The organism is Aerococcus sp. HMSC062A02 (assembly GCF_001809535.1).
In the GTDB taxonomy this organism is placed as follows: domain Bacteria; phylum Bacillota; class Bacilli; order Lactobacillales; family Aerococcaceae; genus Aerococcus.
The window spans coordinates 56,884-74,691 of sequence record NZ_KV797910.1; the positions used below are offsets into that span (position 1 = coordinate 56,884).

14 protein-coding genes are annotated in these 17,808 nt (G+C 47.5%); 12 read left to right on the forward strand and 2 right to left on the reverse strand.

What is annotated here, in order from left to right; all coding sequences use genetic code 11:
- Positions 1 to 40: 40 nt before the first annotated feature.
- Positions 41 to 2,299, reverse strand: a complete 2,259-nt coding sequence (locus tag HMPREF2626_RS01090) for an ATP-dependent Clp protease ATP-binding subunit (RefSeq protein WP_070616763.1) — start codon at positions 2,297 to 2,299, stop codon at positions 41 to 43.
- Between the two features lie 367 nt (positions 2,300 to 2,666).
- On the opposite strand from HMPREF2626_RS01090, the gene HMPREF2626_RS01095 reads away from it, so the two are divergent.
- The 5 genes from HMPREF2626_RS01095 (at position 2,667) to thrB (ending at position 7,428) form a co-directional block, all read left to right on the forward strand.
- Complete coding sequence (locus HMPREF2626_RS01095) at positions 2,667 to 2,933, forward strand: phosphocarrier protein HPr (RefSeq protein ID WP_067975590.1); 267 nt, start codon at positions 2,667 to 2,669, stop codon at positions 2,931 to 2,933.
- Positions 2,934 to 3,377: 444 nt separating this feature from the next.
- The gene (locus tag HMPREF2626_RS01100; protein WP_067975593.1) at positions 3,378 to 3,605 is read left to right on the forward strand and encodes a YkuJ family protein; all 228 of its coding nucleotides are present in this window, start codon (positions 3,378 to 3,380) and stop codon (positions 3,603 to 3,605) included.
- A 97-nt stretch (positions 3,606 to 3,702) separates the two neighbouring features.
- Positions 3,703 to 5,238 carry a Mur ligase family protein gene (locus HMPREF2626_RS01105; RefSeq protein WP_070616765.1) on the forward strand — a complete coding sequence of 512 codons (1,536 nt, stop codon included), beginning with the start codon at positions 3,703 to 3,705 and terminating at the stop codon, positions 5,236 to 5,238.
- Positions 5,239 to 5,259: 21 nt separating this feature from the next.
- Entirely contained in the window at positions 5,260 to 6,540 is a 1,281-nt protein-coding gene (locus tag HMPREF2626_RS01110; protein ID WP_070616768.1) for a homoserine dehydrogenase, read from the forward strand.
- 12 nt (positions 6,541 to 6,552) lie between these two features.
- Complete coding sequence (thrB, locus tag HMPREF2626_RS01115; RefSeq protein ID WP_070616769.1) at positions 6,553 to 7,428, forward strand: homoserine kinase; 876 nt, start codon at positions 6,553 to 6,555, stop codon at positions 7,426 to 7,428.
- A 59-nt stretch (positions 7,429 to 7,487) separates the two neighbouring features.
- On the opposite strand, the gene HMPREF2626_RS01120 is transcribed toward thrB, so the two are convergent.
- Positions 7,488 to 8,195, reverse strand: a complete 708-nt coding sequence (locus HMPREF2626_RS01120) for a glucosamine-6-phosphate deaminase (protein ID WP_070616771.1) — start codon at positions 8,193 to 8,195, stop codon at positions 7,488 to 7,490.
- A gap of 202 nt (positions 8,196 to 8,397) precedes the next feature.
- Between HMPREF2626_RS01120 and nagA the strand changes: the two genes are divergently transcribed.
- From nagA to tgt, 7 genes are all read left to right on the forward strand, one after another.
- The gene (gene nagA, locus HMPREF2626_RS01125; protein ID WP_070616773.1) at positions 8,398 to 9,546 is read left to right on the forward strand and encodes an N-acetylglucosamine-6-phosphate deacetylase; all 1,149 of its coding nucleotides are present in this window, start codon (positions 8,398 to 8,400) and stop codon (positions 9,544 to 9,546) included.
- Between the two features lie 28 nt (positions 9,547 to 9,574).
- Complete coding sequence (locus HMPREF2626_RS01130) at positions 9,575 to 10,645, forward strand: alpha/beta fold hydrolase (RefSeq protein ID WP_070616775.1); 1,071 nt, start codon at positions 9,575 to 9,577, stop codon at positions 10,643 to 10,645.
- Between the two features lie 174 nt (positions 10,646 to 10,819).
- Positions 10,820 to 11,581, forward strand: a complete 762-nt coding sequence (locus HMPREF2626_RS01135) for a DeoR/GlpR family DNA-binding transcription regulator (protein WP_256374727.1) — start codon at positions 10,820 to 10,822, stop codon at positions 11,579 to 11,581.
- On the forward strand, positions 11,578 to 12,501 hold the full coding sequence (pfkB, locus tag HMPREF2626_RS01140) for a 1-phosphofructokinase (RefSeq protein ID WP_070616778.1): 924 nt from the start codon (positions 11,578 to 11,580) through the stop codon (positions 12,499 to 12,501). Before HMPREF2626_RS01135 ends, pfkB begins: the two co-directional genes overlap by 4 nt.
- Before the next feature lie 25 nt (positions 12,502 to 12,526).
- A complete protein-coding gene (locus HMPREF2626_RS01145; RefSeq protein WP_070616780.1) occupies positions 12,527 to 14,485 on the forward strand; it encodes a PTS fructose transporter subunit IIABC in 1,959 nt (652 codons plus the stop codon).
- Positions 14,486 to 14,564: 79 nt separating this feature from the next.
- The gene (ptsP, locus tag HMPREF2626_RS01150; RefSeq protein WP_070616782.1) at positions 14,565 to 16,292 is read left to right on the forward strand and encodes a phosphoenolpyruvate--protein phosphotransferase; all 1,728 of its coding nucleotides are present in this window, start codon (positions 14,565 to 14,567) and stop codon (positions 16,290 to 16,292) included.
- A gap of 303 nt (positions 16,293 to 16,595) precedes the next feature.
- Positions 16,596 to 17,735 (forward strand): tRNA guanosine(34) transglycosylase Tgt, encoded by a 1,140-nt coding sequence (gene tgt / locus HMPREF2626_RS01155; RefSeq protein ID WP_070616784.1) that lies wholly within the window; start codon positions 16,596 to 16,598, stop codon positions 17,733 to 17,735.
- Positions 17,736 to 17,808 lie beyond the last annotated feature (73 nt).

The window sequence follows — 17,808 nt, forward strand, 5'->3', positions numbered from 1 at the left end:
CAGTCCCAAATTTTCAGGACTGCACTTTTATCTTTTGAACTTATTCAGTTTCTCCGTCATCACTCGCACTATCAGTACCTGATTCCGAGTCAGACGTATTATTTTCCTCCAGGTCACTGACGGTAATCTTCTTGTCACCATCGAGGTCAAAGCTGATTTCCTTCAGGTCTGGGTGCTTGAGGTAGGCATCCGCGATTTGGTCTTCAATATGTTCTTGGAGAACACGGCGGAGGGGCCGAGCACCGAGTTTAGGATTATAACCCAGTTCCACGAGTTCATCCTTGGCTTCTGGACTCACTTGAACCTGAATGCCTTGACCTTTGAGCAAGTTGTTCATTTCTTTGATCATGAGGTCAATAATGACAATGAGCTCTTCTTTAGTCAATGGTTCAAATTCGACAATGGCGTCGAAGCGGTTAAGGAATTCCGGCTTGAAGTAGTCGTCCAGCTTGTCGAGAACCGTCTTGGTCTTACCTTGCTGGCTGGCGGCGAAACCGACGCTGGATTCGACACCGGCTGATCCCGCATTAGAAGTCATAATGATGATGGTGTCTTTAAAGGAAACCACCCGACCTTGGGAATCAGTCAGTCGGCCGTCATCCATGATCTGCAAGAAGAGGTTGAGGACATCGGGGTGGGCCTTTTCAATCTCGTCGAGAAGGATCAGGGAGTAAGGGCGGCGCCGGACTTGTTCGGTTAAGCGACCAGCTTCTTCGTAGCCCACATAGCCAGGTGGTGAACCAATCAGCTTGCTGACACTATGTTTCTCCATGTATTCACTCATATCAAAGCGTACCATGGCATCCTTGCTGCCGAAGAGTTCGCGGGCGAGTTGACGGGCAAGTTCTGTCTTACCCACACCAGTTGGCCCGACGAAGAGGAAGCTACCGATCGGACGCTCACCAGCAGTCAAGCCAACCCGGTTGCGTCGGATAGCCCGACTGACAGCTTCAATCGCTTCATCTTGGCCGATGACACGGGACTGTAAGTTTTCCTCTAAGTTGATGAGCTGGTTTTGTTCTTGCTCTTGGAGGTCAGAGACAGGGATGCCGGTTTTTTCTTCCACAATGGATTGAATGTCTTCGACTTCCACCCGGGGGCGTTTTTCAGGGACATCCACATGGTTGTCGCGCATTTCTTGGTATTTGGCTAATTGGTCCCGGTAGTAGGCCGCTTTTTCATAGTCTTCGGCTTCGGTTGCCATCTGCTTCAGGTCATTCAATTGCGTAATTTGCTTGTCGAGCGATTCCAAGTCCACAAAAGGAATGGTAAGATTCTTACGCGACCCAGATTCATCTAAGAGGTCGATGGCCTTGTCCGGGAGCTGACGGTCAGTGATGTAGCGGTCAGATAGGCGGACAGTGGCTTCAATGGCCTCTGGGCTGTAGATAACATTGTGGTACTTTTCATACTTATCCGTAATGCCCTGGATAATTTCAAGGGTTTCTTCCACGCTTGGTTCTTCCACATAAACGGGTTGGAGGCGACGGGCGAGGGCCCCATCTTTTTCGATTTGGCGGAATTCATTGAGGGTGGTAGCCCCAACTAATTGGAGCTCACCCCGAGCTAGGGCTGGCTTGAGGATATTGCCTGCGTCCATGGAGCCTTCAGCACTACCGGCACCGACAATTTCATGAATTTCATCAATGAAAAGGATAATGTCATCATTGGCACTGACTTCTTGGATTAATTGTTGCATTTTTTCCTCGAATTGCCCGCGCACGCCGGTTCCTTGGACCAAGGAGGCCACATCTAAGGAAATCACTTCCTTATTTTGAAGTTTTTCAGGAACTTCTTTCGCTACAATTTTTTGGGCGAGGCCTTCAACCACCGCCGTTTTCCCAACACCGGCTTCTCCGATTAGGACAGGGTTGTTTTTGTTCCGACGGTTGAGGATTTCGATCACTCGGCGAATTTCATTGTCGCGTCCAATAATGGGATCGAAGTGGTCATTCTGAGCTAGGTCCGTCATATTCGTGCCATAAGTTGACAGCAGGCTCTGTTCATTATTTGTACTTTGCCCTTGACCAGCGGTGAAGTTAGCAAAGGGATTCTCTCCCTGTTTAGAAGAGGCTTGGAAGCCTGCCGGGTTCTGGCGGAGGCTTCTAAAAATACTATCAAGGTCATTCCAGGGGAGGTCTTGGTTTGGCTTATTTTGTTTATAGTTTTCTTGGGAGCCGCCATCATTGATGACTTCGCGATAACAATGTTGGCAGAGGTTGATGGCTTGGCGCTTGCCGTTAACATTGGCATACATATGGATCGCGGCTTGGCGCTTGCCACAGCGTTGACAAATCATAGGGTCACTCCTTTATCTTTACAAATACTTGGTCAAGTACCTAGTCAAAATATCTTGACCAATACTGACTATACCCATATTATACATTGACCTTTACTGACTTTCAAGTCTTAAGCCTTAAATTTATCCCGGTAAGTGTACAAATTATCTGAAAAAAATAAAGATGTGAATCTGCTAAAAATTTAAGCAAAGACTTGCATAAAAAAACTGATAGCGGTATCATATGATTAAGTAATCTTTACCACAGGGCCTTGTTTCAAGTGCGCAAACGTGGTAAATTATTATTTAGGAGTATGTTCATCTCTCTTGAGTTTGAGTATTCTGCTACGAAGTGAAGTCAATAATATAGATTAAGGAGATATTTATTATGCAAAAAGAAACTTTCAATATTACTGCTGAAACTGGTATCCACGCACGTCCAGCTACTTTATTAGTTCAAACTGCTAGCAAGTTTGAATCTGAAATCAACTTGGAATATAAAGGTAAATCTGTTAACCTTAAATCCATCATGGGCGTTATGTCTTTAGGTGTTGGTAAAGGCGCAGATGTTGAAATTACTGCTGAAGGTAGCGACGAAGAAGAAGCTATCGCAGCCATTAAAGAAACGATGTCAAACGAAGGTTTGTCTGAATAATAAAAAACTTTCATTAACCGGTGCTCGCACCGGTTATTTTTTTGCTCCTTTATAAAAATTGAGAGTGTGACAAAAGTCATTTAGGCCTGGATTACTTCACGACCGATGTCAGGTCTGACTTTTGGAACTGTTTTTGAAAAAGCTCCTTTTTTAAAGAGGCTGGGGCTTTTGTCCCGAGCTCTTCGACTTCTATCCATTCAATTATCAACTTTTATCGCAAGACCTTTTTTCTTAATTTCTAATAATTTAGGGATTTTTTCATGCATTGTTCGAGAAGTCTCTAGGAGACTATGCTAGAATAAAGTAAGACGCTAGAGGAATGGATAGCTCTGGCTAAGAAATTTAGAATAATTGTTCACAGAAGCAAGGATTTAGTGTACAATTTTAGCTAAGTTACTTTATATTTAATAGGGTAATTTGGGATATAGTGAAAGGAGTTTTCTTATGAAAACATCACAGTTAAAAGCGATTCTTAACCGTTTAGAAGCGATGACGGCAGATGATTCTGAGATTGAGGTAAGACGTTTCGAATTTGAAGGTCAGGAACGCTGCCAAGTTCGTTATGATCGTGAAACTGAGAGCTTTGAATTGCATGACCATACAATTAATGAAAGCTTCCAATTTGACGATATTGACTTAGTTGCCATTGAAATCTTTGAATTGTTGCAATAGAACGAAATCCGATTATCGGCAGTTAACTGCTGAAACGCTGGGTCGTGTTTGGCACGGCTCTTTTTTTGAAGCGGATAAGGAAGGGTGAAGAGCGGTAGTGAATGCATTGAACTTGGATAAGCTGGCAGATAGACTAGCTGAAGCAGATGAAATTGTGGACTTGAATTGGCCGGGAGCTCTGGAAGTTAAGCAAATTAGCTATGATTCCAGAGAGGTTGAGCCGGGCTGCTTGTTCTTTTGTAAGGGGGCACATTTTGATCCGAAATTTCTTGACCAGGCTAAGGCCAAGGGAGCGGTCGCTTATATAGCGGAAGATCATTATCCCCAAGTTGACCTTCCTTACTGCCAGGTGCACGATGTCCGGCGGGCGATGCCCTTAGTGGCTGACGCTTTCTATGGGGCTCCCTACCGGGCCTTTGACTTGATTGGGATTACGGGAACCAAGGGCAAGACGACGACCACAGCCTATCTCCATGCCATCCTCGATGCCTACCAGGAGGACCAGGGCAAGCCAGCAACAGCCTTCCTCTCCTCTAATCGTTTCGATGATGGGGTTGATCGGGGCGCTTCCCAGCTAACGACGCCGGAATCCTTGCCCTTGTTTAAGCACTTCGACCATGCCCGTCAGAGCCAGCGCGATTTCATGACCATGGAAGTATCCAGCCAGGCCTTGAAGTATCGTCGGGTGGATCAAGTTGTATTTGATGTGGCAGCCTTTTTAAATATTTCAAGGGACCATATCAGCCCTAATGAACACCCTAATTTTGAGGATTATTTTGAAAGTAAGCTTAAAATTTTTGACCGGGCCAAGTGTGCCGTTCTCGCTAAAGATAGCGACCACTATGACCGTATTCTAGACCGTGCCCAAAGGAGTCCTGAAGTCGAAGAAATTATTACAGTAAGTCTCAATGATGCGAGCGCTGATTATTATGCGACAGATATCCAGGCGCAAACGGATGGCCAGCGTTTTACCCTCCACGATCCGGAAGGCCAGGAAGAAATGACCATGAGCATGCAGGGAATCTTCAATGTAGAAAATGCCCTGGTCGCTATCGCCATTGCCCGTCATTACGGTGTTCCTTATGCCTTGATTAACCAAGCCTTGGCTCAAATTAAAGCACCAGGACGCATGGAGGTTTTTCAGTCAGCTGATGGCCAGCTGAAGGCTATCGTGGACTTTGCCCACAATCTCTTGAGTTTTGAGCAGCTCTTTCACGCCGCTAAGCAGATGTTTCCTGACCACCGCTACCGGATTGTCTTTGGGGCACCGGGTAATCGCGGGATTGGTCGGCGCGAAGACTTGCCCCAGGTTGCTGCCCAGGAGGCGGACGCCATTTACTTGACCATGGATGATCCGGATACCGAGTCTGTTGAAGCGATCTGCCAAACTCTCCACCAACATGTCTTAGAGGCTGGTGGCCAAGCAGAGATTATACTGGACCGACCTCAAGCCATCCACCAAGCTTTTGTGGATGCAGCGGCTGACCAAGCGCCAAATGTAGTTCTTTTAGCCGGCAAAGGCGATGAATGTTTTATGAAGATTAATGGTAATAAAGAAGACTATTTAGGGGATGTGCACTATGCCCAGGCTGAACTGAAAGCCTATGATAAAGCGCAGTCAGCTTCTAAGTAAGAGAAAGAGGAGGTCCGAAAGATGGATAAACTATATATTGGATTACTAGGTTTAGGGACAGTAGGGGGAGGAACGGCAGAAATTATCCTCCAACACCAGGAGAAGATGCAAGCTATCCTCGGTAAGGAAGTTGTTGTGAAGGCGGCCTTGGTGAAGTCTGTGGATGAAGTCACTGGGCCTTTAGCTGAACAAATTCCTTTAACAGAATCGCTGGATGATATCCTAAATGACCCTGAAATTGCGATTGTAGCTGAATTGATGGGGGGGATAGATTTCCCTAAACACTGTATTGAAGCGGCCCTTAATGCCGGCAAGCATGTGGTGACAGCGAATAAAGACTTGATCGCTGTCCATGGTGCAAGTCTCAGTCACTTAGCCCAAGAAAAAGGTCTCGACCTTTATTACGAAGCGGCTGTTGCTGGGGGTATTCCTATTCTCCGTGCCCTATCTAATTCGCTTGTGGCTGATGAATTGGTCCAGGTGCGGGGCATCCTCAATGGAACCACGAATTATATCCTCAGCCGGATGACCCAAGAGGGGGCAGACTATGCAAGGGTCTTAAAGGATGCCCAAGAACTTGGCTTCGCAGAAGCTGATCCAACCGCTGATGTTGAAGGTCTGGATGCAGCCCGTAAGGTAGTTATTCTGACTAAGATGGCTTTTGGAGCTGAAATTAGCTTAGATGACCTTCCCATTCAAGGGATTAGTCAAATTAAACAAGCTGATATTCAAGTGGCTAAGCAGCTCGGTTATACCATCAAATTATTAGGTTCGACTTCTTGCCAGGATGGCCAGATTTATGCTGAAGTGGCTCCTACCCTTGTTCCTAATAGCCACCCCCTTGCTACGGTTAATGCAGAAATGAATGCTGTTTATACGGTTGGCCAAGCTAGTGGGGAATTGATGTTCTATGGTGCGGGGGCTGGCGCCCTACCAACTGGCTCTGCAGTTGTGGCTGACATTATTGCGATTGGCCGCAACATGAATGAAAGCACAGTTGGCGCACCTTTCGCCCGCTTTAACCGAGCAAGCACTTGGTCAAAAGCCAAGGATGTGACGGGAAGAGCCTTTTTCCGCTTTAAATTGGTCAACCAAACTGGCTCTTTTGCCCGTTTGACGGAACTTTTTGCCAAGGCGAATATCAGCCTAGCTCATGTCCTCCAACTGCCTAGCGAAAGTGAAGAAGCTGAAGTAGTTGTGGTGACAGATTTGATGACTATGGAAGAGAAGGCCTATTTGCTTGAACTCGTTGAGGAAGCTGACCAGATGGCATGCGCTGCTTCTTATAATGTCTTAGACTAGGGGAGGCAGATGATGACGCGTTTACTTGTACCTGCGACGTCAGCTAATCTGGGCCCTGGCTTTGATTCAATTGGTGTAGCGGTTAGCCTCTACTTAACCATGGATGTATTAGAGCCGGCTGATGCTTGGTGGATTGACCATGACTTGGGCGATGATATTCCTCACGGTGAGGACAACCTAATCATCCAAACCATCCAAAAATTGGCGCCAGAAGTGCCTGCCCATAAATTAGCCATGCATTCCGACATTCCTTCAGCACGAGGCTTAGGTTCAAGTTCTAGTGCCATTATTGCAGGCATTGAACTGGCCGACCGTTTGGGACAAAAAGGCTGGTCAGAAGGAGAGAAGATTAATATGGCCAATGCTATTGAGGGACACCCGGATAATGTGGCGCCCGCTCTTGCAGGGGGCTTAGTGATAGGGGTGGCCTTGGAAGCCGACCGGGTCTTATGGACCAAGCATACCTTCCCCCACATTGCCTTCGTGGTGACCATTCCTAATAAGCAGCTCCTAACTAGTCAGGCAAGGGCTGTCCTCCCCAAAAAATTGGACTTCGCCCAAGCCGTGAGAGCTAATGGTATTGGCAATGTCCTAGCCAGTAAGCTAGCTATCGGTGAATTGGAAGAAGCTGGCCATCTTATGGAGATGGACCTCTTGCATGAGACTTACCGTAGCCCCTTGGTTCCTGAACTTAAGCAAGTGCGCCAAGCCTTAGACGGACAGCCTGGTCTTTATGGTACTTACTTAAGTGGTGCCGGTCCAACGATCATGACCCTGGCCCATAAGGAGAATGCCGAAGACTTAGCTGACATACTCAGCCATGACATCCAAGATGCTCAAATTCGTGTACTGGACCTCGACGAAGAGGGGGCACGATGGCTAGATTAAATGAAAAAAGGCAGCCCACAGAAAATTTGCGGGCTGCCTTTTTAATCGCCTATTAAGTTTTACTTTAGGTATTTAGCGGCAGCTTGGTCGAGGATGAAGAGGGCATTGGGGTGGTTTTGGAGGATGCTGGCTGGCACCTCTTCGGTCACCGGCCCTTCTAATGCCGCTTGGACGATTTTGGCTTTTTCTTCACCGAAGGCCATGAGAATAACCTTGTCCGCCTTCATAATGCTCGCAATCCCCATGCTCAAAGCCTGGGTGGGGACCTCGTCAATGCTATCGAAGAAGCGTTGGTTAGCTTCGATGGTCGATTGGGTGAGGTCAACTAGGCGGGTTAAACTATCGAAAGGTGAACCTGGTTCATTGAAGCCAATGTGGCCATTGTGGCCGATGCCTAGTATTTGGACCTGGATGGGGTTTTGGTCAATAATGGCTTCATAGGCCTTAACTTCTGCTTGAGGGTCATCCGTACTACCGTCAGGAAGGTAGGAAGCTCGGAATGGCTTGGCAGCAAAAAGTTCTTTTTGCATGAAATAATGGTAGGACTGGGGATGGTCAGCCGGCAGACCGTAGTATTCATCCAGGTTGATTGAAGTGGCCTGGCTGAAATCAAGATCAGATTCTCTGAGTAACTGGTAGAGTTTTTCTGGCGTTGAGCCGGTTGCTAAGCCAAAGACGGTCTGCGGATTAGTGCTGAGCTCTTCCTTAAAAAGCTCAAATACGGCTTGTGAGGCAGTCTCTTTGTCGGCATATACTTGGTAGGGCATGTCTAAGTCCTTCTTTCTATTTTAAGCTTTAGGACTATTTTACCATGAATGCCGGTGAAAAAACTTTCATTCTGTAATTAAAGAAAAATTAGCGGGTGAAAGAGCCTTGAATTTCTAGGGGGACAGAGTAAAATAAAGGTCAGTAATAAGCTCTGCCATGTGATAAGTGATCGGGGTAGATATGAGAAAGGAATGAACAGAGATGTCAGAAATTTACAGGGCCAAGCGGGTGATCCTCAGCCAGGAAGACCTAAGTGATGCCTATATTGAAGTAGCAGACGGCAAATTCGTTGGCATTTACACTGAACTTGAGGAGGGGCGAGACTATGTGGACCTAGGGGAAGTCACCCTGGCACCGGGCCTCTTTGACCTCCATATCCATGGCTTCTTGGGCCATGATGTAATGGATGCAGATCCCCAAGGCCTAGCAGCGATTGCGGAAGGCTTATTGTCTTGTGGGGTCACTTCTTGGTTGCCAACGACCCTGACTGCACCGACGGAAGAACTCAACCAAGTTTGCCAGATGATTGGTGATACAGCACCTCACTTAAGTGGAGCTAGGGTTCAAGGAATTTTCCTAGAAGGCCCTTTCTTCACTGAGAAATACAAGGGCGCACAGAACCCTAATTACATGTTAGATCCAGAAATTGACCAGCTGAAAAATTGGCGGCAACTTTCCCAGGGCTTAGTTAACCGGATCGGGATTGCACCGGAACGTGAAGGGTCAGTTGACTTTGTCAAAGCTGCCAAAGAACTGGGCGTCCATGTTGGCTTAGGCCACTCTAATGCGACCTATGACCAAGCCAAGGCCTGCCATGAAGCGGGGGCTGACTTCTTCGTTCACACCTACAATGGCATGTCTGGCCTCCATCATCGTGAACCAGGTATGGTGGGGGCGGCGCTAAGCTTCAAGGAGGTTTATGCCGAACTCATCTGTGATGGTTACCATGTCCATCCGCGCGCTGCTCAAATTCTAGTCGATCAACGTGGACCGAAAGAAAGCCTCCTCGTAACCGACTGCATGCGAGCAGGGGGCTTAGCAGATGGGCCTTCCAAGCTAGGTGAGTTTGAAGTCATCGTTAAAGATGGAGCGGCCCGCTTGAAAGAGGGAGGTAACTTGGCTGGTTCCATCCTAGAACTAAAGACAGCCGTTAAGCATGTGGTGGAATGGGGCTTGGCATCGCTCCCCGAAGCTGTCCGGATGGCTTCCTATTACCCAGCCAAATCGCTAGGTTTGGAAAATGTCTGCGGTCAAATTAAGCCTGGCCTGGATGCGGACTTCATTATTCTGGACGAAAACTTGGATCTTAAAGCTACCTATCTCAAGGGAGAATGCCGCTACCAAGCCTAGCCTGACCGCCCTAAAAAGGAGCTCATTTATGATCATTTGCCTGATTTGTCTCGTCCTCGCCTTTGCTTTTCTCTATATTTATCGAAAAGTCAACCAGCGTCTCTACCGAGCTGAACTGGCTGAGGACTTGGTATTTGACCTCGGACCTCGAGCTTACCGGCAGGCAGTCCAGGTGCGGGGGCAAGACCGGACCAAGCCCCTTATCTTATGGATCCACGGAGGGCCAGGTCTTCCTAATCCGGCGCTTACTTATAGCTACCAGAAAGCATTGGAAGACGATTTTATTATTTGCTACTGGACCCAGGCTGGATCTGGCCGATCTTACTACCTTAATCCGGACCGTTGTCAAGAGGGCCCCAGCTACCAGGAATTGGAAGGGAGCCTGGATGACTTAGTCGATAAACTTTGCCAGCGTTACGGTAAGGATAAGCTGATCTTGGTCGGCCATTCTTTTGGGTCCATCTTGGGTCTAGGCTATGCCAAGGCCCATCCAGGCAAGCTCTTAGCCTATGTGGGGATCAGTCAGATTACGGACATGATTGCCGGTAACTTCCTCATCTTGGATATGGCTGAGGGGGTCATCAACCGTCTTGGTGACCGCCAGGCCCTGGCTTCCTTGACCAAGGCCAAGCGAGCCACCCGCCATGCCCTTCAGTCTCGCTATATCGAAGCGAAGAACTATCTTAAGGTGGAGCGCTTGGCCCAAGATTATCTGCGGACGATTCCCTGGAAGGCCCAAGCAAAGGTCTTTTGGCAAGCTCTCAGCTCACCTGATCTAAGCTGGGCCGACCTGCGTTGGTACGGGCTTATGGCCTGCCAAGGGACGCGCTTTACCCAGATCCAAGCTGACCTGATGGAAGAGGCCCAGCGTATGGACTTAACAGCTATCGATCGCTTGGAGGTCCCCCTGCTCCTAGTCTCAGGAGCTCTGGACTGGCAGGCCCCCCTAGACCAAGTCTTTGACTTCTTTGACCAGGTCCAAGCTCCCCAGAAGGCTTTCCGTATTATCCCTGGAGCAGGCCACAGTCCCTTCCTCTCGCATGAGAAGCTCTTTAGCCATTGCCTGAAGGATTATTTATACTATCATTTGAAAGATTGAGGCTGAAATTTTCAGCCTCTTTTTACATAATTTTCTTTTTATGTCGAGCGATATATGATTGATGGTGACCATAATTGACCAGTTAAGGGCTTTACTATCAAAAAAAGTGATCGAATATGATCGAAAATGATTGAAACGATCCTTCGAACATGGTATTCTATTAATTGAGAGGGGGTGTTGAAAACGCTTGCGACAGAAAGAAGGCAACTCATTGTGGAGATGCTCGAGAAAGAGTCCCTAGTCAAGGTAACCAGTCTGGTTGACCAACTCGGTGCTTCTGAGGCGACCATCCGACGTGACTTATCCACTTTAGAAGATGAAGGGAAGCTAACCCGCGTTCATGGTGGCGCTAGACGGCATTATTCATTGGATAATGAGAAGTCACTCGACGAGAAGTTGACCCAACATATTGAAGAGAAAGAAGCGATTGCTAAGGCAGCAGCTGACTTGGTTCAAGATAAGGATATTATTTATTTAGATGCTGGGACAACCACCTTGCAGATGGTTCCCCATTTAGCGGGCCTCGATATTTTGGTGGTTACCAATGGAATTGAACAAGCCATGGCTTTGAATGCTTTAGCTATCGATACGATTATGTTGGGCGGTAATCTGAAAAAAAACACGCGGGCTGTCGTCGGTTCCCAAGCTTTTCAGCAACTTGCGAATTATCACTTTAACAAGGTCTTCATGGGGATCAATGCTATCCACCCCGATTTTGGCATGACGACTCCAGATATCGAGGAGGCTAATATTAAGCAAGAGGCGATCAGCCAAGGCGGCCAGGTGTATTTCCTCGCTGACAGCAGCAAATTGGACAAGATGTCTTTTGCCAAGGTAGCTGATGCGGACACAGGAATTGTGATAACGAGCGAGCTGAGCCCTGAGCTCAAGCAACAATGTAGCGAACAAATTAATTTAAGAGAGGTGAAGGGATGATTTATACAATTACTTTCAATCCGGCCGTCGACATGGTCTACCAGCTTGATCAATTAGTTGAAGGCGGATTGAATCGCTCAGCTGAAGAAAGCTATGTCGCTGGGGGTAAAGGGGTCAATGCGTCCATTCTTTTACGGCGCTTGGGTCATGAGAACCGGGCAACGGGCTTTCTAGGTGGCTTTACCGGTCAGTTCATTAAAGATGAGCTCCAAGCTGAAGGCATCGATCCTTATTTTATTGAGGTCGATGGCTTTACCCGGATTAATGCGAAGATCAATACCCGTCAAGCAACGGCAACAGAGGTTAACGGCGAAGGCCCTCAGATTCCACAAGCAAAACGCGAGGAACTAGCAGTCTTCTTCCAAAAAGAACTCCAGGCCGGTGATGTGGTTTTCCTAATGGGCAACAAGGCACCCGGGATGACAGCTGATGACTTCAAGAAAATTGCCGATATTTGCTTGGACAAGGGCGCGCGTTTTGTCTTAGACACTAACCGCGATCTCTTGCGTGCCTGCCTCGCTTCTAAGCCCTTCATTATTAAGCCGAATAATGAAGAGTTGAGTGAAATTTTCAATGTCAAGATTGAAAGTGTTGAAGACATCATCTACTATGCTAAGAAGCTTCAAGAGGAAGGTGCAGAGAATGTGCTGGTTTCCTTAGGGGCTAAGGGTGCCCTCCTGGTAGCAGCTAATGGGGAAGTTTACCAGTCAGACGTACCAAATGGCCAAGTGGTCAACCCAACTGGTGCTGGGGATTCCATGCTGGCTGGCTTTATGGCCAAGTACTTGGAAACAGAAGACTATGCCCAAAGCTTGCAACAAGGTGCGGCTTCTGGCTCTGCCACCACTTATTCCGCAGGGATTGCAACAGCCGACAAAGTTTATGCACTTTACCAAGAAATTAATGTCAAAGAAATTTAATAGAAGCATTTGAGGGGAGTTATTTATGGCATTAGCAGATTTATTTATCCAAGACGCAATGGACTTGGACTTACAGACAACAACGAAGACCGACACGCTCAAGCACCTGGCAGAAAAATTTGCCCAAGCTGGCGGTGTGACCAATGTCGATGAGTATGTGGCAAAATTAGAGGCCCGCGAAGAAATGTCAACCACTGGGGTAGGCGATGAGATCGCGATTCCGCATGCCCAACATCCTTCCATTAAGCAAGCAGCGGTTATCTTTGGCCGCAGCAAGGAAGGCATCGAATGGGAATCTATGGACGGGCAACCGGCTAAATTAATCTTCATGATTGCAGCACCTGAAGGCGAAGGCAATGAGCACTTACAAGCCCTCTCTAAATTATCTGGTGTCTTGATGAAACCTGAAGCCAAGGCAGCATTATTAGAAGCTGAAACAACTGCCGATGTGGTTGCTATCATGGACAAATTTGATCCGGATAAGGAAGAAGAGGCTGAAGAAGAGGAAGTGGAAGCCGCACCAGCTGTTGCTGATGACGATGTGTACATCCTAGCCGTTACTGCCTGCCCAACCGGGATTGCCCATACCTATATGGCCGAAGAAAAACTCAAACAGGCCGCTGAAAAAGCTGGCTACAAGATCAAAGTTGAAACCAATGGCCAGGGGGGGGTTAACCACCGCTTGACCAAGGCGGATATCGATGCAGCCACAGCTATTATTGTAGCTGCTGACCGTAAAGTAGAAATTAATCGCTTCGATGGTAAACCTGTCATCTTCCGTAAGGTAGCGGATGGGATTAATATGGCAGATGAATTGATTCGTCAGGCAGCAGAAGGGGAAGCGAAGACCTTCCATGCTAGTGAATCTACCCATGAGGAAGAGGAAGATTCAAGCAATGAATCACTCGGCCGTCAAATCTACAAGCACTTGATGAATGGGGTTTCCCACATGCTGCCATTTGTTGTGGCAGGGGGGATGTTAATTGCCATTTCCTTCTTCTGGGGGATTAATTCTGCAGACCCAGCAGACCCAAGCTTTAATGCAATCGCCCACTTTTTAAATACCCTAGGTGGTTTAGCCTTTGCCATGATGCTCCCAGTCTTGGCTGGTTTTATCGGGCAATCTATTGCTGATACGCCAGGTTTAGTTGTAGGGGCTATGGGGGGCGTCTTTGCCAATCCAGGGATTTTGACTGCCTTTAACCAAGAAGGCTACTTCGCCACTGCAGCGCCATCTGGCTTCTTGGGTGCTTTAGTTGCAGGTTTCTTAGCCGGTGGGATTATCTGGCTCTTGAAGAAAGCCTTCGCTTGGTTACCTAAGTCCTTGGAAGGGATGAAACCAATCTTCATCTACCCACTCTTCGGTGTCCTGCTCATGGGCTTAGCCATGTTCTTTGTTGTCAATACGCCAATGGGCATGATCATGGATGCCTTAACCAATGGCCTGGCTTCTATTCCTAGCGAATTAGGGGTTGTCCTCGGCTTCATCGTCGGTGCCATGATGTCTATTGATATGGGTGGTCCTTTAAACAAGGCAGCTTATGTGACAGGGACAGCTTTAGTTACTCAGGCTAATGGGGCAGGTTCAGATGTTATGGCTGCCGTTATGGTCGGTGGGATGGTGCCACCAATGGCTATTGCTATCTCAGCAACCCTAAACCGTAACCTATGGCCAGAAGCCCAACGCAACTCAGCTATGGTCAACTATGTGATGGGGGCAGCCTTCATTACTGAAGGGGCTATTCCTTTTGCAGCCTCTAACCCAGTCCGCGTGATTCCTTCCTTAGCCATTGGGGCTGGGGTAGCCGGTGCCTTGAGCATGTTCTTTAACTGTGTCAGCTATGTACCACACGGTGGGATCTTTGCGGTATTGACCAATGGTGTGACTAACCCCGTTCAATATGTGATTGCTTGGTTAGTTGGTTCTGTAGTTGGGGCCTTACTCCTAAACTTCTTCCTCAAACGTGACCCAAAAGCTAAGTAATTCCTATGGGCTTTTATCGAAAGATATAGTAAAATAGATATGTAAACGCATTAAAAAGCTTTTTAACTAAGGAGGACCTATGACCTTACAATTAACAGGTATTGCAGCAAGTGATGGGATTGCAATTGCCAAGGCCTACTCACTAGCTGAACCAGACTTAAGTTTCGAAGAAAAAACCATTGAAGATATCAAAGCCGAACAGCAACGCTTTGAAGCGGCTCGCTTAGAAGCCCGTCAAGAAATTGAAAAAGTTTATGAGTCAGCATTAGAAAATGTTGGACCAGAAGCCGCGGCTGTCTTTGATGCTCACTTACAGATGATCGATGACCCTGAATTTAACGGACAGATTACAGCGAAGATCGAGAGCGACCAAGTCAATGCTGAAGCGGCCCTACGCCAAGTGGCAGACTTCTTTATTCAAACTTTTGAAGCCATGGTAGATAATGCCTATATGCAAGAACGGGCAGCGGACGTGCGTGATGTTTCTAACCGGATCCTAGCTAAGTTATTAGGGGTGAACATCCCCAATGCAGCGACGATCGATGAAGAAGCCATTGTGATCGCCCGCGACTTAACCCCAAGTGATACGGCGCAATTGAACAAGCAATACGTGCTCGGTTTTGCGACAGACATTGGGGGCCGGACTTCTCACTCCGCGATTATGGCCCGCTCTTTAGAAATTCCTGCTGTCGTAGGGACAGCTAAGATTTCCCAATCCGTAAATGATGGCGATATCGTTGTTATTGACGGTTTAGATGGGGAAGTTATTGTTAACCCGACTGAAGAAGAACTCGCCACTTACCGTGAAAAGGCGGCTGCTTTTGAAGAAAAACGCAAGCAATGGGCACTCCTAAAAGATGCTGAAACCGTAACGAAAGACGGTCAACATTTTGAACTCTGCGCTAATATTGGGACCCCTAAGGATGTGGACGGGGCCCTCAATAATGGGGCAGAAGGGATTGGCCTCTACCGGACAGAATTCCTCTACATGGATTCTGATGAAATGCCAACAGAAGAGGCCCAGTATGAATCCTACAAGAAAGTCCTAGAAGCTATGGGCGACAAGGCGGTTGTGATCCGGACCATGGATATCGGTGGTGATAAGGAATTGCCTTATATGGACCTGCCTGAAGAGATGAACCCCTTCTTGGGCTACCGGGCCATCCGGATTGCCCTCGACCAAAAGGATCTCTTCCGCACCCAACTTCGGGCCCTGCTCCGTGCTTCAGCACACGGTCACTTGAAGATCATGTTCCCAATGATTGCTAGCCTGCAAGAGTTTCGTGAAGCTAAATCCTTCCTAGAAGAAGTGCGCCAAGAACTTGAAGGAGAAGGCCATGAAGTAGCTTCAGATATTGAAGTCGGTATCATGATTGAAATCCCTGCAGCAGCTGTTCTTGCTGACCAGTTCGCTAAGGAAGTCGACTTCTTCTCTATCGGGACCAATGACTTGATCCAATACACTATGGCAGCAGACCGGATGAATGAGCATGTGTCTTACCTCTACCAACCCTACAATCCATCTGTCCTTCGTCTGATCAAGCATGTGATTGATTCATCACATAAAGAAGGTAAATGGACCGGGATGTGTGGGGAAATGGCCGGCGACCAAATCGCTGCACCATTGCTCGTTGGTATGGGCTTGGATGAATTCTCCATGTCTGCTTCAAGCATCCTGAGAACCAAGGCCTTGATGGCGGAATTAGATACCAAGGAAATGGCAGCTCTGGCTGATAAAGCCTTAAATGAAGCTACAACAGCAGATGAAGTTGTGGCTCTGGTCAAGGAAGCTGTTAAAATTGATTAATTAGCGCCAATGCGCGAGAGGCTGGGACAAAAGTTCCAACCTCTTTTTAAATAGCGAACATTTTTCAAAAACCTGCTCCAAAAGTCAGGCCTGACATCCACTTCACGAACTATGAGAAATCGTTAGTAAACGTTTTCTCATAGTTCGCTCCAGTGGTTCAGGCCTGATCGACTTTTGTCACACTCTCTTTTTTCTTATACATATGTCCCGAGCTTGCAGCTGGGGCGTAGAATGTGGTAGGATTAAATGATGATTGAAGCAATGAATGCTAGGCTTTAGCTTTGATAGAAAGGATGCCAGTCCATGCCAGCTTTGGAATATCGATTAATCAAAAAAGAAAAACACACAGGGGCCCGTTTGGGGGAAATTAAGACCCCCCACGGCATTATTGAAACGCCTATCTTTATGCCAGTAGGTACCTTGGCCACGGTGAAGAGCTTGTCACCGGAAGAATTAAAGGCTATGAATGCTCAGATTATTCTATCGAATACCTACCATCTCTGGTTAAGGCCAGGTGATGATATTGTTAAAGAGGCAGGCGGACTCCACCAGTTTATGAATTGGGACCGGCCCATTTTAACAGATTCCGGTGGCTTCCAAGTTTTTTCTTTGAGCGACAGCCGGAAATTGACCGAAGAAGGGGTCCACTTTAAGAGCCACTTGGATGGACGTAAGCTCTTCTTGAGCCCTGAAAAAGCGATTGAAATCGAAAATAATTTGGGCGCAGACATTATCATGTCCTTGGATGAGTGTCCGGACTTTAACCATGATTATGACTATGTTAAACACAGCATTGATCGGACGACACGCTGGGCTGAACGGGGGCTCAAGGCCCATCAGAGACCAGACGACCAGGCTCTCTTCGGGATCCTCCAGGGCGCAGGTTATAAGGATCTGCGCCTCCAACACGCTAAGGATATGATCAGTCTGGACTTCCCAGGTTATTCCATTGGTGGCTTATCGGTAGGGGAATCCAAGGACGAGATGTACCAAGTCCTCGATTATCTGACCCCCGTCATGCCCGAACACAAACCCCGTTACCTGATGGGGGTAGGGAGCCCAGATGCCTTAATTGAAGGTGTCATTCGTGGCGTCGATATGTTTGACTGCGTCTTGGCAACCCGGATTGCTCGGAATGGGACATGCATGACTAGTCAAGGGCGTTTGGTGGTTAAGAATGCCCCTTATCAGAGGGACTTTAACCCCATCGATCCAAACTGTTCTTGCTATACCTGCCAGAATTTCAGCCGGGCCTATGTCCGCCACCTCTTTAAGGCGGATGAGACATTTGGTCTGCGCCTAACTTCTATCCATAACCTCCACTTCCTCTTAGATCTCATGGCCCAGGTCCGCCAAGCGATCCGTGATGATAATCTTTTAGACTTCAAGGAAGAATTCTTCGAAGCATATGGCCTAAATACTAAAAATCCTAAAAACTTTTAGGAATTAAAGGGCTAATTAGCCTCTTAGGAGACGAGCTATGTTAGAATAGACGTATTAACGGCATTTACTTTTG